Below are 23946 nucleotides of genomic sequence, written 5' to 3'. Positions count from 1 at the left end.
CTGATATGCGACCAAACGACACAATGCGGCAAACGTCCGCATGAGCCTGGAGAGCGTCCTCATGTTTCAATTTTCCGCGCGCCTTGCCGGCGCAGCCGTCGCGCTGACCCTTGCGGCAGCGGCGCCGTCCTTTGCCCAGCAGCTCGAGCTCAAGCTGATGGCGCCGGCGGCCCCGGGCGGGGGCTGGGACCAGACCGCGCGCTCCATGCAGCAGGCGCTGGTCGCCGCGGGCGTCGCGCGCAGCGTGCAGGTCACCAACGTTCCCGGCGCCGGCGGCAGCGTCGGCATCGCCCAATTCGTCAATGGCGCCAAGGGCGACGGCAACCAGCTGATGGTCAACGGTTTCGTCATGGTGGGCGCGCTCGCCATGAACAAGTCGCCGGTGACGCTCGAGCAGGTGACGCCGATCGCGCGCCTCACCGAGGAAATCCAGGTGATCGTGGTTCCCGCGAATTCGCCAATCAAGACTGCCCAGGATCTGGCCGCCGCGGTGAAGGCCGATATCGCCAAGGTGACTTTCGCCGGCGGCTCGGCCGGCGGCGTCGATCATGTGATGGCGGCGTTATTCGCCGGCGCGGTCGGTGCCGACGCCAAGAAGATCAACTACATCCCGTTCTCTGGCGGCGGCGAGTCGCTGGCGGCGATCCTCGGCGGCAAGGTCACCGCGGGCATTTCGGGCCTCAGCGAATATGAAGGGCAGATCAAGTCCGGCAAGCTGCGGGCGATCGGCGTGACTTCGGAGAAGCGCATCGCGGGCAGCGACATCCCGACCTTCAAGGAGCAGGGCATCGACCTCGTGATCGCCAACTGGCGGTCGGTGGTGGCGCCCCCCGGCATCACGCCGGAGCAGCGCAAGACCTTGAGCGATGCGGTCGAGAAGATGGTGAAGTCGGACGCCTGGAAGGAGATCCTGAAGCAGAAGGGCTGGGAAGACGCCTATCTCGGCGGTGACGCCTTCGCCGACTTCCTGAAGAAGGAAACCGTGCGCGTCACCGACGTGCTGAAGTCGGTCGGCCTGGTCAAGTCATGACCTCAGGCGATCCCGCCCAGCCGCCGCGGCGCGTCGATCGCGCCGGCATCGTCATCGCCGCACTGCTCGCAGGTCTCGCCGCGGTGCTGGTCTGGGACGCGCGGGGCCTGTCATCTACCGCGATGTACGGCATGGGGCCCGAGGCGATGCCGGTCGTGGTCGCCAGCGGCCTTGCGCTGCTTGCGATCGGCAACTTCATCGACGCGCTGCGCGGCAATTTGCCGGCGCGCGAGAGCGCCGATCCCGTGCCCGTGGTTCTGATCCTCATCGGCCTTGCGCTGCTGATCGCCATCATCGGCTTTGGCGGCGGCTTCATCCTGGCGACGTCGGCGCTGTTCGTGACGACGTCGGCCGCCTTCGGGCGCCGTGCCATCCTCGTCGACAGCGTCATCGCCCTCGTGATGTCGACCCTGATCTATCTCGCGTTCGACCGGCTGCTCACGCTCAGCCTTCCGACCGGCCCGCTGGAGCGACTGCTGTGATGGACACTTTTGCCGCGTTGGCCCACGGCATGGCGGTCGCCGTCCAGCCGATGAATCTGCTTTACGCGCTGATCGGCGTGTTCCTCGGCACCGCCGTGGGCGTGCTGCCCGGCATCGGCCCGGCGCTGACGGTCGCGCTGCTGTTGCCGGTGACCTACAAGCTCGATCCCGGCGGCTCGCTGATCATGTTCGCCGGCATCTATTATGGCGGCATGTATGGCGGCTCCACCACCGCGATCCTGATCAATACGCCGGGCGAGAGCGCCTCGATGGCGACCGCGCTCGAAGGCAACAAGATGGCCAAGGCCGGCCGCGGCGGGCCGGCGCTTGCGACATCCGCGATCGGCTCCTTTGTCGCCGGAACGATCGCTACCATCGGTCTGGCCTTCCTCGCACCGTGGCTGGTCGATTTCGCCGTGCGCTTCGGACCGGAGGACTATTTCGCGCTGATGTGCGTCGCCTTCGTCACGGTGTCGGCGACCTTCGGCGATTCCCCGGTGCGCGGCCTGACCAGCCTGTTCATCGGCCTGACGCTGGGCCTCGTCGGCATCGACAAGCTGACCGGTCAGGCGCGGCTTGCGTTCGGCGTTCCTGAATTGCTCGACGGCGTCGAGGTGACGACGCTTGCGGTCGGCCTGTTCGCGGTGGGCGAGGCGCTCTACGTCGCATCGCGCCGCCACCACAGCGAGGAGAAGCTCGAGCCGGTGCGCGGCTCGCTGTGGATGACCAGGGAGGACTGGAAGCGTTCGTGGAAGCCGTGGCTGCGCGGCACGATGTTCGGCTTTCCGATCGGCGCGTTGCCGGCGGGCGGTGCGGAGATCCCGACTTTCCTGTCTTATTCCACCGAGAAGCGCCTCACGAAACATCCCGAGGAATTCGGCAAGGGCGCGATCGAAGGCGTCGCGGGACCGGAAGCGGCCAACAACGCCTCCGCCGCCGGCACGCTGGTGCCGCTGCTGACGCTGGGACTGCCGACCTCGGCGACGGCCGCGATGATGCTGGCGGGCTTCCAGCAATACGGTCTCAACCCGGGGCCGCTGCTGTTTGCAGAGCGGCCCGACCTCGTGTGGGGCCTGATCGCCAGCCTGTTCATCGCCAATTGCATGCTGCTGGTGCTGAACCTGCCGCTGGTCGGCCTCTGGGTGCGGCTGCTCGCGATCCCGCAGCCGTGGCTTTATGCCGGCATCCTCGTGTTCGCGACCATGGGCACCATCGCCGCAAAACCGTCAGTGGTCGAGCTGTCGATGCTGGCCGGCTTCGGCGTGCTCGGCTTCCTGATGCGCCGGTTCGATTTTCCAATCGCGCCCGTTGTGGTCGGCCTGATCCTCGGTCCGATCGCCGAGAGCCAGTTGCGCAGGGCGCTCGCGATCAGCCTCGGCGATCCCATGACGCTGCTGCAGAGCCCGATCTCGGCGACGCTGCTGGCGCTGGCACTGATCGCGCTGCTGGCGCCCTTCGTGCTGAAGGGGCTCGGCCGGTTCAAGGCGACCGAAGATTAGTCATCCCGGCGCACGCGTCTTTTGATGCTGCGTCCATCCGTAGGGACATGCCATGCCGTCAGAACTTCGCTCGCCCCGTCTCGCCGTCCTGATCGATGCGGACAATGCGTCGGCGAAAATCGCGGACGGATTGTTCGAGGAGATCGCCAAGATCGGCGAGGCCAGCGTCCGCCGTATCTACGGCGACTTTTCCAATGCGCGGTCCAGGGGGTGGGCCGACATTCTGTCGAAGCACGCCATCATCCCGCAGCAGCAGTTCGCCTATACGACCGGAAAGAATGCATCAGACATCACGCTGGTCATCGACGCCATGGACCTGCTTCACAGCGGCCGGTTCGACGGCTTCTGCCTGGTGTCATCCGACAGCGACTTTACCCGTCTGGCCGCCCGCATCCGGGAGCAGGGAATCGATGTCTTTGGCTTTGGCGAGCAGAAGACGCCCGAAAGCTTCCGGCAGGCCTGTCGCAGATTCGTCTATACGGAGAACCTGCTTGCCGGCACTGCGACCACCCAGGACGCATCCTCACGCTCAGCGCCGCTTCAGCCGCCCGATGCCGCCACGCCCATCATCAAGAAGGTCATCACCCAGATGGAGAGCGAGGACGGCTGGGTCGCGCTCGGTGAAGTCGGACGGCAGCTCGCCAATCTCGCTTCCGATTTTGATCCGAGGACCTACGGCTTCCGCAAGCTGAGCGACCTCGTGCGCAAGACGAATTCGTTCGAGATCGATGAGCCGAAGGGCCGGTCGATGCGGATTCGGGTCAAGCCCGCTGCGGCACCGCCGGCGCGAACGCGGAACCGGCGCCGGCCTGCAAAGTCGGGAACGGCAGGGGGTGCGGCGCCCAAGGCGTAAGCAGGGCGTGCCGTCATATTTGCACTTGCCCGGTTTGGTGCAGGGCGTAACCATCGCTGGGCCGTAACGCCGCGCGAGGGTCCCGATGACCAAACTCACCCGCTTCACCGTCGCCCCGCTGCATGCGATGACCCGGCGCCTGGCCGACGTCGCTTCCGCGCGCCTCGCGCCAGATCTGGTCATTACCGGCGCGCGGGTGCTCTCGACCTATTCGGAACGCATCCATCCCGGTCGCGAGATGTGGATCACCGGCGGGCGCATCGCGGCGGTGAAGCCATCAGGTGCGGCGAAGAAGATCTGGCCCAGCGTGCCGCTCTACGACGCCGGCGGCGGCATCGTCGCACCGGGGCTGGTCGACCCGCACATCCACATCGAATCCTCGATGGTGACGGCCTGCGCCTATGCCGAGGCCGCGCTGCTCAACGGCACCACCACGATCTTCTGCGACAGCCATGAGATCGGCAATGTCATGGACGTCGCCGGCGTCGAGGCGATGCTGGAGGACGCGCGCGAGGCGCCGCTCTCGATCTTCTTGACGGTGCCGAGCACGGTGCCGGCGACGTCGGCCGAGTTGGAAACAGCCGGCGGCGATCTTACGCCGGACAAGATCGCCGGCCTGTTCGACCGCTGGCCGGAGGCCGTGGGGCTGGGCGAGAAGATGGATTTTGTCCCGGTCACGATGGGCGACGAGCGCAGCCATGCCATCCTCGCGGCCGCCTTGAAGCGGGGACGTCCGGTGTCCGGCCATGTCTACGGCCGCGAATTCGTCGCGGCCTATGCGGCGAGCGGCGTCACCGACACCCATGAAGCGATCGAGCGCGACATCGCCGACGACCTGCTCGATGCCGGCGTCTGGGTATTCCTGCGCGGCGGTCCGCCGACGACGCCCTGGCACTCGCTGCCGCAGGCGATCCGCACCATCACCGAGCTCGGTGCCTCGCACAAGCGCACGGCGGTGTGCACCGATGACCGCGACGCCGACGATCTCCTGATGTTCGGTCTCGACTGGGTGGTGCGCGAAGCCGTGAAGGCCGGGATGTCGCCGGAGCAGGCCTGGTCGATGGGCTCGCTGCATGGCGCCACGCGCTTCGGCATGGATGGCGACATCGGTGGCCTCGGCGGCGGCCGCCGCGCCGATCTCGTGCTGATGGACGACCAGCTCAAGCCGCAATGCACCTGGTATGGCGGCGAGCTCGTGGTCGAGAACCGCAAGATCACCGGGCTGCTCGATCAGGCGTTGTCTCACCGCTATCAATATCCAAAGGCGGCCTATACGACCGTGAAGCTGCCGGAGAAGGTCAAGCTGACTCCGGATCTGCCGGCGAAGGCCTGCACCGTCAATGCAATCAAGACGACGCTGCCGGGCATCACGCTGATCCATGAGAAGGTCGCGATCGAGCCAGCAAAGGACTGGCCGTCGCTGTTCACGCGCTACGGTCTCTGTTTCGTCACCGTCGTCGAGCGCCACGGTAAATCCGCCGGCAATGTTGCCCATGGCCTGCTCAAGGATTTTGGTCTGAAGCGCGGCGCAGTCGCTTCCAGCGTCGGGCACGACAGCCACAACATCATTGTCGCCGGCACTAACGAGCCCGATATGCAAGTCGCGATCGCGGCCATCAAGGACCAGCAGGGCGGCGTCTGCGTCGTCGCCGACGGCAAGGTAAGGGCACTGGTTCCGCTACCGATCGCGGGGCTTCTCTCGGACAAGCGCGTCACGGAGGTGGCCGAAGAGGTCAAGGCGCTCAAGAAGGAGTGGGCGGAGGCCGGCTGCACCATTCCCTACATGGGCTTCAATTTGATTCCGCTATCGGTCATTCCGGAAATACGCATCACCGACAAGGGCCTTGTACTGGTGCCGCAGATGGAGCTCACGCCGCTGTTCGAGTGAACGGCGTTACATATCAAGAGGTCAGTGCGCACTGAGACGAGGTCTCGTCCGGGAAAAATGACTATTTGATGCCATAGAGTGCGGCTTCGTCGACGACATTCGGCCGGATAGCCACCGCTGCCGAGATATCAGCCTCGCTGCCGGCCATGTCTCCTTTATGTCGTCTTGCGACCGCGCGCCCGTATAGCGACATCGCCTTTTTATCGTCGCTGCGGAGCGCTGCGGTATAGTCGTCGATGGAGCTGTCGAGCGCGCCTTTTCTTAGATGAACGAAGCCGCGCGAATCGAGAAAGGAGGATTCGCCAGGTCGTATCTTCAGCGCTTCGTTGCAGTCGTCGAGCGCGCCTTCCAAGGCGCCGGATACGGCCTTGAAAAAGCAGCGGTTGTTCAATGCGTAAGCGTTGCGGGGCTCGAGCTTCAACGCTTGTTCGAGGTCGCTCATGGCGCGGTTGAAATCACGTTTGCCTTCGTATGAACGAGCTCGGCGCAAAAAGGCGGTGGCATTGCCCGGAGTGGGGTCAAGTTGAATCGCGCGATCATAATCGGCGCTGGCTCGATCATGATCTCCCTTCAGATCAAAAATCTGTCCTCTGACGCTGTACGTATTCGGGCACTGAGAATCCAGTTTGATCGACTGTTCGAGGTCTTGGATGGCCCGATCGTAGTCGCGCCTGTTCGCGTGGATCGTACCGCGCATGAGGTAGGCGCGAGCATTGCCAGGAAACAGCTTAACCGCCTCGTTCAAATCCTCGATCGCACGATCAGAGTCGGACATTTTGAGATAGACCTCTGCGCGCCCGAGAAAAGCTAGTGAAGAAGTAGGATCGATGGCGATCGAGCGATTGTAGTCGTCCAGAGCCTTGTCCACCTGTCGGCTTCTCAGTCGAGCGATCCCCCTTGCGGTGTACAGTCGTGCGTTTTCCGGATCGAGCTCGATCGCTTGATTCAGTCGCTCAACGACCTTTTCATAAGCTCCGGCAAACAGAAATGACGCCGAAGACCTGACAAGAAGCTCTGCCTCTCTGCTCTTTGGCGGTGTTTCGGGGATCTTGCCAGACGCCGGAGGAGGCACATCGCTACGGCAAGCCGAAACGATCCGGTTGGACGGATAATCCTGCGCGTGGGCACCGACCCAGCCAAAGGCGACCAGACTTGCGAATAAGACAAATGCTGCCTGAACCGTCTTCCGGGAACGTTGGTGCCACGAAAGCGATGATCCCTCGTCCGCAGCAGAAAGGACTGACGGACCACTTCCAAACCAGCACATTGACGAATTATTCCCATGCCCGGCGCAACTTTAGCATGTATCTAGGTCGAGCAAATGACTTTCCGCGAATGTCAGCGGGATTTTCAATAGTCCTTGGATTTTCATGGATTGATCCGGTCAACAGACTGATTTTCGAGGGCTTTTTTCAACGCCTTCCACTCCGTGGAAAATAAAATCGATCTCGTTGAGATCGGCTTCTGCGCACCCGATGATCTCGCCCGCTGACGCAACTTAAGCGAGGTCCGATATGGCGAAGATGCGAGCTATCGATGCTGCCGTGCGAATTCTGGAGAAGGAAGGCATCTCCACCGCCTTCGGCGTTCCCGGGGCCGCGATCAATCCGCTTTACTCGGCGCTGAAGAAGCGCGGCTCGATCCGGCACATCCTGGCGCGCCATGTCGAGGGCGCCTCGCACATGGCCGAGGGCTATACGCGGGCGAAGGCCGGCAACATCGGGGTCTGCATCGGAACCTCGGGGCCGGCCGGCACCGACATGATCACCGGGCTTTATTCCGCGATCGCCGATTCCATTCCGATCCTCTGCATCACCGGGCAGGCGCCGCGGGCACGGCTCTACAAGGAAGATTTTCAGGCCGTCGACATCGAGTCGATCGCAAAGCCCGTGACGAAATGGGCGGTGACGGTGCGCGAGCCGGCGCTGGTGCCGCGCGTGTTCAGCCAGGCGTTTCATGTGATGCGCTCGGGCCGGCCGGGGCCGGTGCTGATCGACATGCCGCTCGACGTGCAGCTCGCCGAGATCGAGTTCGACGACGAGACCTATGAGCCGCTGCCGGTCTACAAGCCCACCGCGACGCGCAAGCAGGTCGAAAAGGCGCTGGAGATGCTCAACGCCGCCGAGCGGCCGCTGATCGTTGCGGGCGGCGGCATCATCAATGCCGATGCTTCCGACCTCCTGGTCGAATTCGCCGAGATCGCCAACGTGCCTGTTGTCCCGACGCTGATGGGGTGGGGCGCGATCCCCGACGATCACGTGCTGATGGCGGGCATGGTCGGCCTTCAGACCAGCCACCGCTACGGCAATGCCACCATGCTCGAATCCGACTTCGTGCTCGGCATCGGCAACCGCTGGGCCAACCGGCATACCGGTTCGGTCGAGACCTACACCAAGGGCCGCACCTTCGTGCATGTCGACATCGAGCCGACCCAGATCGGGCGCGTGTTCAATCCCGATCTCGGCATCGTCTCGGACGCCAAGGCCGCGCTCGAGCTGTTCGTCACCGTCGCCAGGGAGTGGCGCCGGTCAGGCAGGCTCCGCGAGCGCCAGGCGTGGCCCGCTTCCTGCCGCGATCGCAAGAAGACGATGCTACGCAAGAGCCACTTCGACAACGTCCCGATCAAGCCGCAGCGCGTCTATGAGGAGATGACCAAGGCCTTTGGTCGCGACACCTGCTACGTCACCGTGATCGGCCTGTCGCAGATCGCCGGCGCCCAGTTCCTCGGCGTCTACAAGCCGCGCAACTGGATCAATGCCGGGCAGGCGGGTCCGCTCGGCTGGACGCTGCCCGCCGCGCTCGGCGTGCGTGCCGCGTGCCCGGATCGCGACATCGTCGCGCTCTCCGGCGACTACGACTTCCAGTTCCTGATCGAGGAGCTCGCAGTCGGGGCTCAGTTCAATCTGCCTTACATCCACGTCGTCGTGAACAATTCCTATCTCGGCTTGATCCGCCAGGCCCAGCGCGGCTTCGAGATGGACTATCACGTCCAGCTCTCCTTCGAGAACATCAACGCGCCCGAGATCGGCGTCTACGGCGTCGACCACGTCGCGGTCGCCGAAGGCCTCGGCTGCAAGGCGATCCGCGTCACCGATCCGAAGGACACGCAGGCCGCGTTCGCGACAGCGCGCGAATTGATGGCCAAGCACTGCGTGCCCGTGGTGGTCGAGTTCATCCTTGAGCGCGTCACCAACATCGCTATGGGCACGGAGATCGACAACATCGTCGAGTTCGAGGAGGTGCTGGACCTGCCGCTCGACGAGGTCGAGCGGGCGCGCCCCGGCGTGCTGCAGCCGGCGGAATAGGAGAGGACGTCATCATGCCGAAATTCGCCGCCAACCTCACCATGCTCTTCAACGAGATGCCGTTCCTGGACCGCTTCGCAGCGGCGAAGGCGGCGGGCTTTTCCGGGGTCGAGTATCTTTTCCCCTATGATTTCGACAAGGCGCAGCTGCGCGAGCAGCTGGAAGCCCACGGCCTGACGCAGGTGCTGCACAATCTGCCGGCCGGAAACTGGGCGGGGGGCGAGCGCGGCATTGCGATCCTGCCCGATCGCACTGCTGAATTCCGCGACGGCGTGTTTCGCGCCATCGACTATGCCAAGGCGCTCGATTGCGAGCAGCTCAACTGCCTCGTGGGTATTGCGCCTGCCGATGCCGATCCGCGCGAACTCAACGAGACGCTGGTGGGAAATTTGCGCTTTGCCGCCTCGACGCTGGCGCGCGAGAACATCAAGCTGCTGGTCGAGCCGATCAACACGCTCGACATTCCCGGCTTCTTCCTCAACGGCACCGAGCAGGCGGTGCAGCTGATCTCGGAGGTGCGGTCGAACAATTTGTTCGTCCAGTACGACATCTATCACATGCAGATCATGGAGGGCGATCTCGCCCGCACCATGCAGGAATATCTGCCCCAGATCGCCCACATCCAGCTCGCCGATAATCCCGGCCGCCACGAGCCCGGCACCGGCGAGATCAACTATCCCTTCCTGTTCCGCCATCTCGACGCGATCGGCTATCGCGGCTGGGTCGGCTGCGAATACAAGCCGCGCACCACGACGCTCGAGGGTCTGTCCTGGCACGCCGCGCAGACCTTCGAGACCTGAGAATGCACCCACAGCGACGGTGCGCTCCCTCTCCCGCTTGCGGGGGAGGGCTGGGGTGGGGGTATCTCCGCGAAGAGATTCGATCGAGATGCGGAGAAAGTCCCCAAGCGGATAGAGCCCCACCCGGCACTACGCGCCGACCTCCTCCGCAAGCGGGAGAGGCACACCGAGCTTGTGGATCGACTTGGCCTAAATCTGGAGAATGAGACATGATCGACATCGGCTTCATCGGACTTGGCACCATGGGACGGCCGATGGCCGGCCATCTTCTGGCCGCCGGCCATCGCGTGCTCCTGCATGATGTCGCGCCGGTCGCGCCCGAACTGATCGCGGCGGGCGGCATCGCCTGCAAGTCGAGCAAGCAGGTCGCCGAGGAGGCCGATGCGATCATCATCATGGTCCCGGACACGCCGCATGTCGAAGCGGTGCTGTTCGGCAAGGATGGTGTTGCGAGCGGCATCTCGAAGGGCAAGATCGTCGTCGACATGAGCTCGATCTCGCCGCTGGCGACGAAGGAGTTCGCGAAGAAGATCGAGGCGCTGGGGGCGGACTATCTCGACGCGCCGGTCTCAGGTGGAGAGGTCGGCGCCAAGGCGGCGAGCCTCACCATCATGGTCGGCGGGCCGGAGCGGGCCTTTGGCACCATGAAGCCGGTGTTCGACAAGATGGGCAAGAATGTCACCCGCGTCGGCGCCAATGGCGACGGGCAGACGACGAAGGTTGCCAACCAGATCATCGTCGCGCTCACGATCGAGGCGGTGAGCGAGGCGTTGTTGTTCGCATCGAAAGCCGGGGCCGATCCGGCGCTGGTGCGGCAGGCGCTGATGGGCGGCTTTGCCTCCTCGCGCATCCTCGAAGTGCATGGCGAGCGCATGGTGAAGCGTAATTTCGCTCCCGGCTTCCGCATCGAGCTGCATCAGAAGGATCTCAATCTCGCACTCGAAGGTGCGCGCTCGCTGGGCCTGTCGTTGCCGAGCACGGCAGTGGCGCAGCAATTGTTCTCGGCCTGCACCGCGCATGGCGGCAAGGGCTGGGATCATTCCGCGATGGTGCGGGCACTGGAACTGATGGCAGGCCACGAGATCGCGGCAGCCTGAACTGTTACGCCGTAACAGTCTCCAGTTTTTGAGGCGTCTTCGCTTCGGGGGGAACCGGAACAATGCTCCGGCCCCGCGGTTGAAGGCGCAGGACAATCACTGGAGACAAAACAACATGAAAACCCGTCTTGCGATTACGTTGGCTGCAGCGTCGCTGCTGGCGTCGAGCGCAGCCTTTGCCCAGTCGACGACCGAACAAGGCGCCAGGGACGGCGCGCGTGCGGGCGGCGACATCGGCGGACCGATCGGCGCCATGGTTGGCGGTACCGTCGGTGCGGCCGTTGGTGCGGGCCTGGAAATTCCGAATGCGGTCCTTGGCGGAATTCCTCGCAGCGATTCCGTCGTGGTCGAGGAGCGCGTCGTGGTAGGCGAGCCGCTGCCGCCGACCGTGGTGCTCCGCCCCGTGCCGAACTACACCGAGTATCGCTATGCGGTCGTGAACGATCGCCGCGTGATCGTCGAGCCGCGCACGCGTCGCGTCGTCAAGATCATCGACTGATCCAGGCCGACCACAGGTGTGGAGAGAAAAGGGCCCTGCGGAGTTCTACTCCGCGGGGCCTTCGCTTGCTGCAGAGGGGCTTGCGCGAAAGCGTGTCACAACCCAATCGGTGATCGCCGCGAGCGCAAAGCCGAGGCAGGCCGTGAGCGCGTCGACCAGAAAGTCCTCCAGCCGGGCGTGGCGTCCGGGTGCCCAAAATTGCATCAGCTCGAGGATGCCAATCAGGACGACCGCGGCTCCTGCGCCCAGCAGGCGCCGCCGCGGATAGGCGAGGCCGAAGGCCAGTCCCACCAGGATGAAGGCGAGGGCATGCTCGCCATCCTGGCCGAGGTCGGAATGGGGCCGCATGCCGGGGGGACCGAGGGTGGCGAAAGTAACGGCGGCCGCGAGCAGCCAGGCAAATGAACGTATCAAAATGGACATCCGGTTCGCTTAGCACAGATTGGCCGCGGACCGGTACAGTCCCTCCATCAGATCGGTGTGTAGTTAATGACAAAATGTTAAAGCGGCTCGCGGACGCCGAGCCCGTGCATGAAGCGCTCCCGGATTTGTACGGGATCGCGCCTTGTGGTGCCGACGCCGGGCTTGTCGTCGATGCGGACCGCGATCAGGCTCGGCGCGGCAGCGGACATCGCCGCATCGACCAGGCGCTCGAAATCCTCCTCGTCCGCGGCCCAGGTGCTGTTGGAAAGGCCAGAGCCTGCGGCGATGGCAACGATGTCGGCGACGCTTGCCGCGGGCGTCGGCTGTGCGCCGGTAATTTGGTAGATGCCATTGTCCATCACGATCATGATGAGGTTCTTCGGCTTCAACGTCGCGATCGTCGAGAGCGCGCCGAGCTGCATCAACAGCGAGCCGTCGCCTTCGAGCGCGAAGACGCGTCGGTCGGGCTGCGCCAGCGCCACGCCGAGCGCGATCGGGAAGGCGAGGCCCATGCTGCCCAGCATGTAGAAATTCTGCGGGCGATGCCCGGCGGCCCAGAGGTCGAAATTGGTGTTGCCGATGCCGCCGATCACGGCCTCCTCGTGCTCGAGCTTTCCGATCAGGCGCGAGGTCACATCGAAACGGTTCATCACCTTGGTGTTGCCAATGTTCATGGTGGCGCTCACTTGTCGAAAACCTTGCCGCCCGTGAGCAGCGGGTTGAGGATCAGGGCCACCGGCGCCTGTGTCGTGACGGCCTGCTTGATCGAGCGGTCGGTGATGAATTCGAGCTCGTCGAGCCGGGTGATGGTGTGGTGCTCCAGCGTCAGCGAATCCAGCACCGGGCGCATGGTGCGGCAGACCAGCGATTGCCCGTAGTTGAACTCGCCGAGCGTGCCGCGCTCGGATACGAACATGATCAACGGGATCTGGTAGGGCACTGCGAGCGAGGCGAGCACATTGGCGAGCGTGGCAAAGCCGGAGGTCTGCATCAGGACTGCGCCGCGCCGCCCACCCATCCAGGCGCCTGAGACGATGCCGACGGCTTCCTCCTCGCGGGCAGTGGCGAAGGTGGTGAAGAAGGGATCGGCGTGCAGGTTCTTGATCAGGGGCGTCAGAACCCGGTCGGGCACGTAAGGGATGAGGCTGATCTCGTTCCGCTTCAGGGTTTGCAGGACGATGCCGTGCCAGCTGTTGTCGCCGGACGCCTGTCCCGCCTGAGTACGCTGTTCCGCAATCGCCATCGCGTCCTCCCTTGGGCCGCGCATGCTTCTTGGTTCTGGCCGTCGCGGCGATCGGCCGAACTTGACGGAGCGGGCGGGATTGTCAACATGTCCGGGCCCGCACCGTGATCTGCGCTGGACGGCCTGTCGTGGTCGGCACCGCCATGTCATAAGCGGCGACAACGAGAAAACGGGAGGGGGCACGGACGGGCGCGCATCGCGCCGACCTTGCGGATCTCCCTGGAGAGCCGGAAGGGTCCTGATGTCCGTCAACAGCAAGCGCGTCTTCTACTCCAATTATTTGGCCAATCCGATCTATGTCGACATCCTGAAGGCGCGGCCCGACGTCCGGCTCGATCGCATCGAGAACGGGAGTCCCGAAGATGTCTACGCGCCGATTTTGAATGCGGCGCACGTTTACCAGATCGGCGCCGCCCGCGACGAGCTCGCCCCTCATTTCCATGTCGATGCCACCTTCCTGAAGCGGACGCCGAACCTGCTGCTGGTCTCCAGCAATGGCGCGGGCTTCGACCCTGTCGATGTCGAGGCCTGCACGGATGCGGGCGTGCTGGTCGTCAACCAGTCCGGCGGCAATGCCCATTCCGTCGCCGAGCACGCGCTGGCGATGATGCTGACCTTGTCCAAACGTATCATCCAGTCGGATCGCCGCCTGCGCCGCGAGCGCGACGTCAACCGCAACGATCTGGTGGGCAACGAGGTCGAGCACAAGACCGTCGGCATCATCGGCCTCGGCAATGTCGGCCGCCGCATCGCCGCGCTGTGCAAGGGCCTGCTCGGCATGAAGGTGCTGGCTTATGATCCGTACCTCACCGCCGACGTGATGGCGGAGCGGGGCGGCGAGAAGGTCGAACTCGACGAGCTGTTGCGCCGCGCCGATTTCGTCTCGATCTCCTGCCCGCTCGACAAGGGCAGCCGCAACATGATCAGCACGCGCGAGTTCGGGCTGATGCAGCCGCATGCGTATTTCATCACCACGGCGCGCGGCTTCATTCATGACGAGGATGCGTTGCTCCAGGCCCTGCGCGACAAGCGCATCGCCGGTGCCGGCCTCGACGTCTGGTCCAAGGAGCCCCCACCGCCGGAGCACCCGCTGCTCCAGTTCGACAACGTGCTGGCGAGCCCGCACACCGCCGGCGTCACGATCGAGGCGCGGCAGAACATGGGGCGGATCGCGGCCGAGCAGGTGCTGGACACGCTCGACGGCAAGCGCCCGCCTCGCATCATCAATCCCGAGGTCTGGCCGCGCTATGCGGAGCGCTTCAAGCAGGCTTTTGGCGTGACGCCGGGGTAGGGGCGCGAAGGGTCAGCGCGCTCCGATCATTGGTTACCACGACGGAAAGGCAAAGCGCCGGATCTTATCGATCGGGTAAGGGAACGTGTATCACTTGTCCTGTAGTTGAAAGTCCATGAGCATCTTCTCGATTGCGACATCCGGACTTTCCGCGGCGAGTTTGCGCGTGAACGTCGCCGCGAGCAACATCGCCAATGTTCAAACGGCCGGCCCGCTGCCGGCGCCGGGCGGGTCGAGCCCGTCGGCCGTTACAGGCAGTCCGGGCATTGCTCCTACGTTTCCCGCGGCTTACGTGCCATTGCGCGTCGATCAGGTCGACCAATCGAGCGGCTCGACGCCGGGGCGGCACGATCGCGAAGGTGTCGACGGTATCGCCGAGCTATACCGCGCAATCCGACCCGAGCGCTTCCTTCGCAAACCAGGATGGGCTGGTCGCAGCGCCGAATGTCGATATCGCCAGCGAATTCGTTCAACTGGCGGCCGCCAAGTACAGCTTCATTGCCAATGCGAAAGTCATTCAGGCTTACGCGGAAACGACAGAGTCGCTTCTCGACATAACCACATGAGGGGACTGCCGCCCGGATGGGCGGCGGGAACCTTGCCGGCCTTTGATCCGCGTCAAAATCTCCTTCCCAGGTCCGGCTTAAATGGGATTAGAGTGCGGCCGGGGCAGCAGGGAGGTCCCATGTCAACCTATGTCGTCAAGTTCATGAAGGATGTGCTCGGCGAGTACGGCCGGCAGAGCGAGATTTGCCAGGGTACGCTGGAAATCGACGCCTCCGATGAGGACGAGGCCAGGGAGCGGGCGAAGGCCAGGTTCTGCAAGGACCAGGCCCTGCATCACTGGTCGCTGCATGCCGACCGCATCCATGTGCGAGCGGCCGACTTTCCGTCCTGAGGTTTACCGGCCCGGCGCCATGACGGGCGGGGGCGCCGTGGTCCCCGCGCCGAGCGATCGCTGCACCATGACAGTGTCGGACCAGCGGCCGTGGCGATAGGCCACGCCGCAAAGCAGGCCGGCGCGCGCGAAGCCGAACTTCTCGTGCAGCGCCAGCGAAGGCGCGTTGTCGGCGTCGATATAGCCGATCATCTGGCGGAAGCCGGCCGCCGCACAAGCATCGATCAATTCCTGCAGCAGCAGCCGTCCGACCCCGCGGCCGAGCTGCTCATGGTGGACGTAGATCGAGTGCTTGGCCGTGTAGCGATAGGCCGGGCGCTTGCGGAACAACACTGCATAGGCATAGCCGACCACCTCGCCGCGAAACGTTGCGACCAGATGCGGCAGGCGGGTCTGCTTGAGGTTCTTGCGCCGGTCGCGCAGATCGTCCGGCTCGGGCGCGCCGGTTCCCTCGATGTTGCGCGCCACGCCGTTGCGGACGTGATGGCGGTAGATCGCCAGCATCGCCTCGACATCCCTGTCGCGTGACGGCCTGACCAGGACGGCTTCGTCGCTCGCGCGCGCAGCTGTTTCGTTCATTCGCACCTACTCGGCAACGACGTAAGTATAGAGCCCGATGCGCCCCTGGGCATCGATCTCCTTGTAGACGCCCTGGATCTCGACGTCGAAGCCCGGAAATGTGTTGAAGCAGGTTTCGAACATCTTGAGATAATCCACCATGGGCTTGGCTCGTTCCGTCAGCCGCTCCCCGGGCACGATGGTGGCGATGCCCGGCGGATAGACCACGAAGGGCGTGGTCGCGATGCGGCCCGCGATGGCCTCGATCGGCAAATAGTCGACGTCGTTCTTGAACAGATAGCGGGCAGCATCGCGAGGCGACATCGCGATCTCAGGCATGTGCTCGGGCATGAACTGCCGGGCCTGAAGCGCGCTGACGTCGGCGGCGCGGAAGAAGCGGTGCATCTCGCCGCAGAGATCGCGTAAGCGCACGCCGGCATAGCGTGCCTGCCGCCGCTGGTAGAACTCCGGAATGACGTCGGCCAGCAGCGCATTGTCGTCGTGCAGCCGCTTGAAGGCGACGAGGCCGGAGATCAGCGTGCCGGCCTTGCTCGCCTCGACGCCGGGGGTGAGCAGGAAGAGCAGGGAGTTGAGGTCGTTCTTCTCGGGGACGATGCGGTTCTCGCGCAGATATTGCGCCACGATGGGTGCGGGGATGCCGTGCTCGGCATAGGCACCGGAGCGGTCGAAGCCGGGGGTGAGCAGCGTCAGCTTGTTCGGATCGGTCATGGCAAAGCCTTCGGCCATGCCGGGGAAGCCGTGCCAGTTGGTGTCGGGCGAGAGCTGCCACAGCGCGGCGTTGGTGGCGAGCTCGTCGGTGGAGAGGGTTTCCCAGGCGACGTTGTGCGCGGCGCCGGGGCGGCCGACATCGGGAATGGCGACGCGGTCGGGAACGAAGGGTTCGAAGAACCAGCGCCGATCGGCGTTCTGCTCCTTTTCCTCGAACTCCCTGCGCATCGCGCGGATCTTCTTGCGCAGCTCGATGCCGAGGCGGATCGTGTCGTCCCACAGCACTTCGCCCGAGCGGCCCTTCATCATCTGGGCGCCGACGTCGAGCGAGGCGAACAGCGGATAGAAGGGCGAGGTGGAGGCGTGCTGCATGAAGCTTTCGTTGAAGCGGCGGTGCTCGACGCGCCGCTTCTGGCCGCGGATGTGGCGATCCTTGATGTGGATCTGTGAGGCCTGCGAGAAGCTGGCAAGCTGCTTGTGGGTCGATTGCGTCGCGATGATGCCCGGTGCCTCGGGCGGAAGGTTCGCCAGCCCCATGGCGAAGCGGCCGGCATAGAGCGGATGGAATTTCATGAAGCCGGCCCAGGCCTCGTCGAACAGGATGTACTCGCAGAGATGGCCGATGCGCTTCAGGATCATCTCGGCGCTGTGGATCGTCCCATCATAGGTGCACTGTTCGACGACGGCGACGCGGAACGGCCGCTCCTTGCGCCAGGCATCCTTGTCCGTGACCAGCGGGTGATTGCGGATCGCCTCGCGCAAGGTTTTCTCGTCCAGCACGTCCCAGCGCATCGGGCCGATCAGGCCCCAGGCGTTGCGGATGGTCGGCACGTAAACCGGGACGCCGCCGTTGATCATCAGGGCGCCGTGATGGGCGGCCTTGTGGTTGTTGCGGTCGAACAGCACGAGGTCGCCGTCGGTGACGAGGGCGCCGAGCGCGACCTTGTTCGAGGTCGAGGTGCCGTTGAGCACGAAATAGGTCTTCTCCGCGCCAAAAATCTGCGCGGCTTCCTTCTGCGCCTTCAGCGCCGGCCCTTCATGGGTGAGGAGGTCGCCGAGATCGAGCACGGAATTGTCGAGGTCGTCGCGGAACACGGATTCGCCGAGGTGCTCGACGAAGACCCGGCCGATCGGGCTGCGGTTGTAGAACACGCCGCCATTGTGCCCCGGGCAGGTCCAGAGCTGGTTGCCTTCCTCGGCATAGTCGACCAGGGCGCCGAAGAACGGCGTCTTCAGCGTTTCGGCATATTGCTTGAGCCGGCTGATCAGATTCTTGGCGATGAAGGTCGGCGTCTCCTCGGACAGGAAGACATAGCCGTCGATGAAATCGAGCACCTCGACCGGCAGGTCCTCGAAGCGCTTGCGCCGGATCAGGAGGATGATCGGGAAATCGAGGCCGCGGCGGCGCATCAGGTTGATCAGCGCCGAGGTCTTGCCCTCCAGGCCCTTCTTGCCCCAGTCCACCACCATGCACCCGATCGCGGCATCGGTCTGCACCGCGATTTCGGCATCCTCCAGCTTGCGAGCCCGGACCACCTCGAAGCCGGAGCGCTGGATCTCCTCGATGATCTGGCTGAAGCGGATGCCTTCGAGATCGTCGGCGTCGAACACAGGTGCGGCGAATAGGAAGTTGAATCGCTTGAAATAGTCCATGTCGCGTCCTGAATGTGCCAGAGACACAGCTCATCGACACATTCGATGACAGCTGGATGACACTGGCCCGATCCAAGCATGGCTCGGATGACAAGGCAGGTCAGCCGAGCAGCTTGTCGAGCGTGATCGGGAAGTGCCGAATACGCTTGCCGGTGGCATGATAGACGGCGTTCGCGATTGCCGCAGGCACGCCCACGATGCCGATCTCGCCGAGACCCTTGACGCCGAGCTTGTTGATCCGGTCGTCCGGCTCGTCGACGAAGATGACGTCGATGTCGTGAATATCGGCATTCACCGGGATGTGGTACTCGGCGATGTTCGCGTTCATGATGCGGCCGAAGCGGTGGTCCATCACCGTCTCCTCGTGCAGCGCCATTCCGATCCCCCAGACCACGCTGCCCATGATCTGGCTGCGGCCTGTCTTGGTATTCAGGATCCGCCCGGCCGCGACGGCGCTCACGACCCGCGTGACCCGAATGACGCCGAGTTCCTCGTCGACCTTCACCTCGGCGAAGACAGCCGAATGCGTGTTGCGGGCGTGCGACTTGTCCTCCGCGAACTGGTTGAGCTTCTGCTTCTCGATCCGCTCGAGCTTGCCGTGACGCATCGCATCGGCGATCGAGACGGCGCAGCTCTTGTCGCCGGCCTTGGAAATCGTGCCGTTAACAAGAACCATTTCGGATGCATTGAGGCCGCCAAGTGGCGAGTCAGGTATCGCCTTGGCCAGACGCGCGAGCTCCTGGCGGATGTCCTCGGCCGCTCCCAAGACCGCATGTGCGCTCGAAGCGGCCATCCAGGAGCCGCCCTCGACGGGCGCTTGGGGCAGGGTTGAATCGGCAAGCTTCACGTCGATATTCCCGATCGGCAGCCCGAGGGCGTCGGCCGCGACCTGCGCCATGATGGTGTAGGTGCCGGTGCCGATATCGGACGCGGCGCAGGATACCTCGGCGTGGCCGTTGGCGGTCAGCACGATGCGCACGGCGACCGGCATCTGCAGCGCCTCCCACACCCCTGTCGCCATGCCCCAGCCGACCAGGTCCTTGCCATCGCGCATCGCACGTGGCGCGGGATTGCGGCGGGCCCAGCCGAAGGCTTCCGCGCCACGGGCGTAACATTCGCGCAGCTGCTTGCTGGTGAAGGGCAGGTCTTCGCTCTGGTCGCGATCCGAGTAGCACTTCAGGCGCAGCTCGATCGGATCGAGCTTGAGCGCGACGGCCAGCTCGTCCATGGCGCATTCGAGTGCGCAGACGCCCGTTGCCGCGCCCGGCGCACGCATGTCGCAGGGGGTGGGGACGTCGAGGTGGACGAGCTTGTGGGAAAGGCGACTGTTGGGGCTCTTGTAGAGCTGCTCCGCCCAGCCGGTGTCATTGCGTGAGAAATCCTCGTAGCGCGAGGTGACGGCAATGGCTTCGTGCGTGACCGCATCGAGCGTGCCGTCCGACTTTGCGCCGAGCGCGACGCGCTCGATGGTCATCGGCCGGTAGCCGAGCCCATACATCTGCTGCCGCGTCAATACGACACGAACGGATCGCTTCAGCGCGAGGGCGGCAAGCGTTGCCAGCACCACCTGGTGCTGCGGCCGCAGGCCGGAGCCGAAGGCGCCGCCGACATAGGGCGAGACCACGCGGATGTCCTCCGGCTTCATGTCGAACACGCCGCAGAGATATTTATGAACGTTCTGGACGCCCTGCGTCTTGTCGTAGACCGTGAGGCTGCCGCTGCCGTCCCAGACCGCTGTCGTCGCATAGAGCTCCATCGGGTTGTGGTGCTCGGTCGGGAGGACGTAGTCGGCCTCATGGCGAACCGCTGCCCCAGCCAGCGCCGCTGCGGCGTCGCCGCGCGGCTTGTGCGGCTGGTCCACCTTGGCGGATGTGCCGCGTTCGGTTTCGAGATCGGTCGCAAACGCCTCCTGCTCGTATTCGACACGCACGCGCGTTGCCGCGAATTTGGCAGTTTCCCAGTCCTCCGCGATGACGAGCGCGATTGGCTGACCGTTGAACTTGACCCTGTCGTCATAAAGCGGGCGGAAGGGTGAACCCTTCTCCGGCGCCACCTCGTCCTTCCAGGCCTCATCCTTGTCGGCGAGGGCCACGCGATGCGCATGCGTGAGCACGTCGACCACGCCCTTCACCTTCAGCGCGTCGCTGGTGTCGAGCCGAGCGATGCGCCCGCGCGGAACCGTGGCATCGACGATGAAGCCATGGAGGAGGCCGTCTGCCGCGAATTCGCCGGCATATTTGGCGGCGCCAGTGACTTTGGCCCGGCCATCGACGCGGGACGTTGGTGTTCCGACATAGCCGTTCATCGGTCCCTCACGCGATCTTCTTGTGGGCTTGTGACTGTGGTGTGCCGCTTGCGGCCTGCATCAGCGTACGCACGACGGCCCGGCGTGCGAGTTCGAGCTTGAAGCCGTTGTGCGAACCAGCGACCGCTCCCTGCAGCAGCAGATCGGCAGCGCGTCCAAAATGATCCGGCGTTGCCGCCTGGCCGCGCAACGCCGCTTCAGCTTCGAGCCTGCGCCACGGCTTGTGAGCCACACCGCCGAGTGCCAGGCGCGCTTCGCTGATTGCGTTGCCCTCCAGTTCGAGCGCAGCCGCGACCGAGACCAAGGCAAAGGCGTAGGACAGCCGGTCACGGATCTTCAGATAGCTGTAGTTCCGGGCAAAGCCGCGCGGCGGCAGCCCGATCGCGGTGATGATCTCGCCGGTGCTGAGATTGGTATCGACGTGAGGTTTGTCGCCTGGAAGCCGATGGAAATCTGTCAGCGCGATGGTGCGCTCACCAGTGGGGCCTGCGATGTGCACCAGCGCGCCGAGCGCGGCCAGCGCCACGCTCATGTCGGATGGGTTGGTCGCGATGCAGGAATTGCTGGCGCCTAGGATCGCGTGGTTGCGGTTGAGACCGTCGATCGCCGAGCAGCCGCTGCCGGGCTCTCGCTTGTTACAAGGGGTGGTCGTATCATAGAAATAGGCGCAACGCGTTCGCTGCATCAGATTGCCGCCGACCGAAGCCATGTTGCGCAATTGCGCGGAGGCGCCGGCGAGGATGGCGCTGGCGAGCAGGGGATAGCGCTGTTCGATCAACGGATGGTAAGCGAGGTCCGAATTCGGCACCAGGGCGCCGATGCGCAGCCCCTGATCGGGTGTCTCCTCGACGTTGCGGAGCGGCAGGCGGGAGATGTCGATCAGCCGCGAGGGGCGTTCGACGTTCTCCTTCATCAGGTCGATCAGATTGGTCCCGCCGGCAATCAGTTTTGCGCCAGGATCGGCGGCCAGAAGGCGGATCGCGTCGGCGACATCGTTGGCGCGGGAATACTGAAAATTATTCATGACCGGCTCATTGCCTGCTCGATCGCAGCCACGATGTTGGGATATGCGCCGCAGCGGCAGAGATTTCCGCTCATCAACTCCCGGATCTCGTCGGCATCGCGCGCCCGGCCTTCGGCCAACAAGCCCGCGGCAGAGCAAATCTGTCCCGGCGTGCAATAGCCGCACTGGAAGGCATCGTGGTCGATGAAGGCCTGTTGCAGGGGATGCAACGTGCCGTCCCTGGCCAAGCCTTCGATCGTCGTGATCTCGGCGCCATCCTTCATGACCGCGAGGGTCAGGCAGGAATTGACCCGTCTTCCGTCGACCAGCACGGTGCAAGCGCCGCATTGGCCGTGATCGCAGCCTTTCTTGGTGCCGGTCAACTCCAGGCGGTCACGCAGCGCATCGAGAAGCGTGGTCCACGGCACGACCTGAAGCGCGCGCCTTTCGCCATTGACGACGAGGTTGATCAGAATGCGCTCGGGGATCGTAGTGTCGGCCATATCCTAATTCCTTGCGGAAAGGCCGAGCCGGACAAATAGTGGAAGTGACGCAAGAATGCGCTGCCGCCGCTGGCCGATAGCGCCCAACGGATGACGCGTTGCTTGGTTCCAGATCGATTCTCCCGACCGGATAGACGAGGTCAGCGCTTTGCTTCGCCGAACACCACCGTCGGCACCGCGCGGTTGACGATTTCGCGCAGGGCGAAGCTCGATTGCACGCGCGCGACGCGCGGCAGGCGGGACAGCTCGGTGCGGTGGATGCGCTCGAAATCCTGGATGTCGCGGGCCAGCACGATCAGGATGTAGTCGTCGGTTCCCGACATCAGGAAGCAGCGCACGACGGAAGGGCATTTCACCACCTCGGCCTCGAACGCCTTCAATGCGTCGTCGCTCTGGCTCTCCAGCGCGATGCGAACCAGCACGGTGGTGGTGAGGCCGAACTGGGCCAGATCGAGTGCGGCCTGGTAGGCCTGGATGTAGCCCTCGTCCTCCAGTGCCTTCTGCCGCCGGGCCAGCGCCGTGCTGGAAAGCCCCACCTTGTTGGCAAGCTCGGTGTGGCTGGCACGAGCATTGGTCGTGAGTTCCGCGAGGATCGCGAGGTCTTTCCGGTCGAGGGCCAATGTTTCGTTTCCAGCGTGAAAGGGCAGCTTGGCGCCGGAAACCGGCGCGGGCCTGCCGAAACTAGCGGATATTTGCACGAAACCAAACCGGCCCCGTCGCTACGATGAGGAACGGAATCAAGGCGTTGGCAAAGGAGCCCGGAAGATGCGCGTCGGTGTGCCCAAGGAGATCAAGGTGCAGGAATATCGCGTCGGGCTCACCCCGGGCGCGGTTCGTGAATATGTCGCGGCCGGGCACCAGGTCACGGTCGAGACCGGCGCCGGCGGCGGCATCGGCGCGTCGGACGAGGTGTATCGGCGGGCGGGGGCCACCATTGCCGAGAGCGCCCGCGACATCTTTGCCAAGTCCGACATGATCGTGAAGGTAAAGGAGCCGCAGAAGAGCGAATGGGCCCAGCTCCGGGACGGCCAGATCCTGTTCACTTATCTTCATCTTGCGCCGGATCCGGAGCAGGCCAAGGGCCTGCTTGCCTCCGGCTGTACCGCGATCGCCTATGAAACCGTCACGGACGCGAACGGTCACCTCCCGCTGCTCGCCCCGATGAGCGAAGTCGCCGGCCGCCTCGCCATCGAGGCCGCCGGCGCCGCGCTCAAGCGCTCGGCAGGCGGCCGCGGCTTGCTGCTGGGCGGCGTGCCCGGCGTGCAGCCGGCGCGGCTCGTCGTGCTCGGCGGCGGCGTGGTCGGAACGCAGGCCGCGCGCATGGCCGCAGGCTTCGGCGCCGAGGTCACGGTGATCGACCGTTCAATTCCTCGTTTGCGCCAACTGGATGATCTCTTTCTCGGGCGGGTGCGCACCCGCTTTTCGACCATCGAGTCGGTCGAGGACGAGGTGTTTGCCGCCGACGTCGTGATCGGCGCGGTGCTGGTGCCGGGCGCCAGTGCCCCCAAGCTGGTCACGCGCGCGATGCTGAAATCGATGCGGCCGGGCGCGGTGCTGGTCGACGTCGCGATCGATCAGGGCGGCTGCTTCGAGACTTCGCACGCGACCACGCACACCGACCCGACCTACGAGGTCGACGGCGTCGTGCACTATTGCGTCGCCAATATGCCGGGCGCGGTACCGGTGACGTCGAGCCAGGCGCTGAACAATGCGACGCTGCCGTTCGGCCTGATGCTCGCGAACAAGGGCTTTGCCGCGGTGCTGGAAAACCCGCATTTGCGCAACGGGCTGAACGTCCATCGCGGCCGCATCACCAACAGGGCGGTGGCGGAAAGCCTCGGGCTGGAGTTTGCTCCGGTGGAGACTGGGCTGGCGGCGTAGCGGCGC

At 64.6% G+C, this 23946-nt stretch carries 22 protein-coding genes and 1 pseudogene; 13 read left to right on the top strand and 10 right to left on the bottom strand.

Annotated features, from left to right (window positions below):
• Window positions 1-61 precede the first annotated feature (61 nt).
• The 5 genes from RAD04_RS01010 (at window position 62) to RAD04_RS00990 (ending at window position 5752) form a co-directional block, all read left to right on the top strand.
• Window positions 62-1030, top strand: a complete 969-nt coding sequence (locus tag RAD04_RS01010; protein ID WP_461622273.1) for a Bug family tripartite tricarboxylate transporter substrate binding protein — start codon at window positions 62-64, stop codon at window positions 1028-1030.
• Window positions 1027-1512: a tripartite tricarboxylate transporter TctB family protein gene (locus RAD04_RS01005; protein ID WP_461622272.1), complete on the top strand. Its 486-nt coding sequence runs from the start codon at window positions 1027-1029 to the stop codon at window positions 1510-1512. The genes RAD04_RS01010 and RAD04_RS01005 overlap by 4 nt, the downstream gene beginning before the upstream one ends.
• On the top strand, window positions 1512-3011 hold the full coding sequence (locus tag RAD04_RS01000; RefSeq protein ID WP_183238291.1) for a tripartite tricarboxylate transporter permease: 1500 nt from the start codon (window positions 1512-1514) through the stop codon (window positions 3009-3011). Before RAD04_RS01005 ends, RAD04_RS01000 begins: the two co-directional genes overlap by 1 nt.
• 52 nt (window positions 3012-3063) lie before the next feature.
• The gene (locus RAD04_RS00995; protein ID WP_461622271.1) at window positions 3064-3864 is read left to right on the top strand and encodes an NYN domain-containing protein; all 801 of its coding nucleotides are present in this window, start codon (window positions 3064-3066) and stop codon (window positions 3862-3864) included.
• Window positions 3865-3949: 85 nt separating this feature from the next.
• Window positions 3950-5752 (top strand): adenine deaminase, encoded by a 1803-nt coding sequence (locus RAD04_RS00990; RefSeq protein WP_461622270.1) that lies wholly within the window; start codon window positions 3950-3952, stop codon window positions 5750-5752.
• A 61-nt stretch (window positions 5753-5813) separates the two neighbouring features.
• Here the strand turns inward: RAD04_RS00990 and RAD04_RS00985 are convergent, their stop codons facing one another.
• Window positions 5814-7019: a tetratricopeptide repeat protein gene (locus tag RAD04_RS00985; RefSeq protein WP_461622269.1), complete on the bottom strand. Its 1206-nt coding sequence runs from the start codon at window positions 7017-7019 to the stop codon at window positions 5814-5816.
• 247 nt (window positions 7020-7266) lie between these two features.
• On the opposite strand from RAD04_RS00985, the gene gcl reads away from it, so the two are divergent.
• The 4 genes from gcl to RAD04_RS00965 all read left to right on the top strand — a co-directional run bounded on the left by gcl (window position 7267) and on the right by RAD04_RS00965 (window position 11453).
• Window positions 7267-9057 (top strand): glyoxylate carboligase, encoded by a 1791-nt coding sequence (gene gcl, locus RAD04_RS00980; RefSeq protein WP_461622268.1) that lies wholly within the window; start codon window positions 7267-7269, stop codon window positions 9055-9057.
• A 14-nt stretch (window positions 9058-9071) separates the two neighbouring features.
• Entirely contained in the window at window positions 9072-9857 is a 786-nt protein-coding gene (hyi, locus tag RAD04_RS00975) for a hydroxypyruvate isomerase (RefSeq protein WP_461622267.1), read from the top strand.
• Window positions 9858-10066: 209 nt separating this feature from the next.
• Window positions 10067-10954 carry a 2-hydroxy-3-oxopropionate reductase gene (locus RAD04_RS00970; protein ID WP_461622266.1) on the top strand — a complete coding sequence of 296 codons (888 nt, stop codon included), beginning with the start codon at window positions 10067-10069 and terminating at the stop codon, window positions 10952-10954.
• Window positions 10955-11069: 115 nt separating this feature from the next.
• Window positions 11070-11453, top strand: a complete 384-nt coding sequence (locus RAD04_RS00965) for a DUF1236 domain-containing protein (RefSeq protein WP_018315876.1) — start codon at window positions 11070-11072, stop codon at window positions 11451-11453.
• Between the two features lie 45 nt (window positions 11454-11498).
• On the opposite strand, the gene RAD04_RS00960 is transcribed toward RAD04_RS00965, so the two are convergent.
• The 3 genes from RAD04_RS00960 to RAD04_RS00950 form a co-directional block, all read right to left on the bottom strand.
• A complete protein-coding gene (locus RAD04_RS00960) occupies window positions 11499-11876 on the bottom strand; it encodes a VanZ family protein (protein ID WP_461622265.1) in 378 nt (125 codons plus the stop codon).
• Window positions 11877-11953: 77 nt separating this feature from the next.
• Window positions 11954-12550: a thiamine pyrophosphate-dependent enzyme gene (locus RAD04_RS00955; protein WP_461622264.1), complete on the bottom strand. Its 597-nt coding sequence runs from the start codon at window positions 12548-12550 to the stop codon at window positions 11954-11956.
• Window positions 12551-12558: 8 nt separating this feature from the next.
• Window positions 12559-13119: a thiamine pyrophosphate-binding protein gene (locus tag RAD04_RS00950; RefSeq protein ID WP_461622263.1), complete on the bottom strand. Its 561-nt coding sequence runs from the start codon at window positions 13117-13119 to the stop codon at window positions 12559-12561.
• Window positions 13120-13360: 241 nt separating this feature from the next.
• On the opposite strand from RAD04_RS00950, the gene RAD04_RS00945 reads away from it, so the two are divergent.
• From RAD04_RS00945 to RAD04_RS00935, 3 genes and pseudogenes are all read left to right on the top strand, one after another.
• Entirely contained in the window at window positions 13361-14410 is a 1050-nt protein-coding gene (locus RAD04_RS00945) for a hydroxyacid dehydrogenase (protein WP_461622262.1), read from the top strand.
• A gap of 115 nt (window positions 14411-14525) precedes the next feature.
• Window positions 14526-14976: pseudogene (locus RAD04_RS00940) on the top strand (flagellar basal body rod protein FlgC).
• A 119-nt stretch (window positions 14977-15095) separates the two neighbouring features.
• Window positions 15096-15308, top strand: coding sequence for a hypothetical protein (locus RAD04_RS00935; protein ID WP_018315882.1), 213 nt, complete (start codon window positions 15096-15098; stop codon window positions 15306-15308).
• Window positions 15309-15311: 3 nt separating this feature from the next.
• Here RAD04_RS00935 and RAD04_RS00930 read toward each other — a convergent pair whose 3' ends face one another.
• The 6 genes from RAD04_RS00930 to RAD04_RS00905 all read right to left on the bottom strand — a co-directional run bounded on the left by RAD04_RS00930 (window position 15312) and on the right by RAD04_RS00905 (window position 22679).
• The gene (locus RAD04_RS00930) at window positions 15312-15887 is read right to left on the bottom strand and encodes a GNAT family N-acetyltransferase (protein ID WP_461622261.1); all 576 of its coding nucleotides are present in this window, start codon (window positions 15885-15887) and stop codon (window positions 15312-15314) included.
• A 6-nt stretch (window positions 15888-15893) separates the two neighbouring features.
• Window positions 15894-18248, bottom strand: a complete 2355-nt coding sequence (locus RAD04_RS00925; protein ID WP_461622260.1) for an Orn/Lys/Arg family decarboxylase — start codon at window positions 18246-18248, stop codon at window positions 15894-15896.
• A 100-nt stretch (window positions 18249-18348) separates the two neighbouring features.
• Entirely contained in the window at window positions 18349-20553 is a 2205-nt protein-coding gene (locus RAD04_RS00920; RefSeq protein WP_461622259.1) for a xanthine dehydrogenase family protein molybdopterin-binding subunit, read from the bottom strand.
• Window positions 20554-20560: 7 nt separating this feature from the next.
• Window positions 20561-21577 (bottom strand): FAD binding domain-containing protein, encoded by a 1017-nt coding sequence (locus RAD04_RS00915; RefSeq protein ID WP_018315886.1) that lies wholly within the window; start codon window positions 21575-21577, stop codon window positions 20561-20563.
• Entirely contained in the window at window positions 21574-22059 is a 486-nt protein-coding gene (locus RAD04_RS00910; RefSeq protein ID WP_461622258.1) for a (2Fe-2S)-binding protein, read from the bottom strand. Before RAD04_RS00910 ends, RAD04_RS00915 begins: the two co-directional genes overlap by 4 nt.
• A gap of 140 nt (window positions 22060-22199) precedes the next feature.
• Complete coding sequence (locus tag RAD04_RS00905; protein WP_201759988.1) at window positions 22200-22679, bottom strand: Lrp/AsnC family transcriptional regulator; 480 nt, start codon at window positions 22677-22679, stop codon at window positions 22200-22202.
• A 145-nt stretch (window positions 22680-22824) separates the two neighbouring features.
• Between RAD04_RS00905 and ald the strand changes: the two genes are divergently transcribed.
• Window positions 22825-23940 (top strand): alanine dehydrogenase, encoded by a 1116-nt coding sequence (gene ald, locus RAD04_RS00900; protein ID WP_461622257.1) that lies wholly within the window; start codon window positions 22825-22827, stop codon window positions 23938-23940.
• The last annotated feature ends 6 nt before the right edge of the window (window positions 23941-23946 follow it).

It is taken from the genome of Bradyrhizobium sp. 25ACV, from assembly GCF_054863005.1.
Note: the sequence above shows the minus strand (reverse complement) of the source record. Positions and strands in the feature narration are given on the sequence as shown.

Excerpts from the sequence above, each read along its gene's own strand:
- RAD04_RS01010 (WP_461622273.1), top strand. The coding sequence starts at position 62 with ATGTTTCAATTTTCCGCGCGCCTTGCCGGCGCAGCCGTCGCGCTGACC.
- RAD04_RS01005 (WP_461622272.1), top strand. The coding sequence starts at position 1,027 with ATGACCTCAGGCGATCCCGCCCAGCCGCCGCGGCGCGTCGATCGCGCC.
- RAD04_RS01000 (WP_183238291.1), top strand. The coding sequence starts at position 1,512 with ATGGACACTTTTGCCGCGTTGGCCCACGGCATGGCGGTCGCCGTCCAG.
- RAD04_RS00995 (WP_461622271.1), top strand. The coding sequence starts at position 3,064 with ATGCCGTCAGAACTTCGCTCGCCCCGTCTCGCCGTCCTGATCGATGCG.
- RAD04_RS00990 (WP_461622270.1), top strand. The coding sequence starts at position 3,950 with ATGACCAAACTCACCCGCTTCACCGTCGCCCCGCTGCATGCGATGACC.
- RAD04_RS00985 (WP_461622269.1), bottom strand. The coding sequence starts at position 7,019 with ATGTGCTGGTTTGGAAGTGGTCCGTCAGTCCTTTCTGCTGCGGACGAG.
- gcl (WP_461622268.1), top strand. The coding sequence starts at position 7,267 with ATGGCGAAGATGCGAGCTATCGATGCTGCCGTGCGAATTCTGGAGAAG.
- hyi (WP_461622267.1), top strand. The coding sequence starts at position 9,072 with ATGCCGAAATTCGCCGCCAACCTCACCATGCTCTTCAACGAGATGCCG.
- RAD04_RS00970 (WP_461622266.1), top strand. The coding sequence starts at position 10,067 with ATGATCGACATCGGCTTCATCGGACTTGGCACCATGGGACGGCCGATG.
- RAD04_RS00965 (WP_018315876.1), top strand. The coding sequence starts at position 11,070 with ATGAAAACCCGTCTTGCGATTACGTTGGCTGCAGCGTCGCTGCTGGCG.
- RAD04_RS00960 (WP_461622265.1), bottom strand. The coding sequence starts at position 11,876 with ATGTCCATTTTGATACGTTCATTTGCCTGGCTGCTCGCGGCCGCCGTT.
- RAD04_RS00955 (WP_461622264.1), bottom strand. The coding sequence starts at position 12,550 with ATGAACATTGGCAACACCAAGGTGATGAACCGTTTCGATGTGACCTCG.
- RAD04_RS00950 (WP_461622263.1), bottom strand. The coding sequence starts at position 13,119 with ATGGCGATTGCGGAACAGCGTACTCAGGCGGGACAGGCGTCCGGCGAC.
- RAD04_RS00945 (WP_461622262.1), top strand. The coding sequence starts at position 13,361 with ATGTCCGTCAACAGCAAGCGCGTCTTCTACTCCAATTATTTGGCCAAT.
- RAD04_RS00935 (WP_018315882.1), top strand. The coding sequence starts at position 15,096 with ATGTCAACCTATGTCGTCAAGTTCATGAAGGATGTGCTCGGCGAGTAC.
- RAD04_RS00930 (WP_461622261.1), bottom strand. The coding sequence starts at position 15,887 with ATGAACGAAACAGCTGCGCGCGCGAGCGACGAAGCCGTCCTGGTCAGG.
- RAD04_RS00925 (WP_461622260.1), bottom strand. The coding sequence starts at position 18,248 with ATGGACTATTTCAAGCGATTCAACTTCCTATTCGCCGCACCTGTGTTC.
- RAD04_RS00920 (WP_461622259.1), bottom strand. The coding sequence starts at position 20,553 with ATGAACGGCTATGTCGGAACACCAACGTCCCGCGTCGATGGCCGGGCC.
- RAD04_RS00915 (WP_018315886.1), bottom strand. The coding sequence starts at position 21,577 with ATGAATAATTTTCAGTATTCCCGCGCCAACGATGTCGCCGACGCGATC.
- RAD04_RS00910 (WP_461622258.1), bottom strand. The coding sequence starts at position 22,059 with ATGGCCGACACTACGATCCCCGAGCGCATTCTGATCAACCTCGTCGTC.
- ald (WP_461622257.1), top strand. The coding sequence starts at position 22,825 with ATGCGCGTCGGTGTGCCCAAGGAGATCAAGGTGCAGGAATATCGCGTC.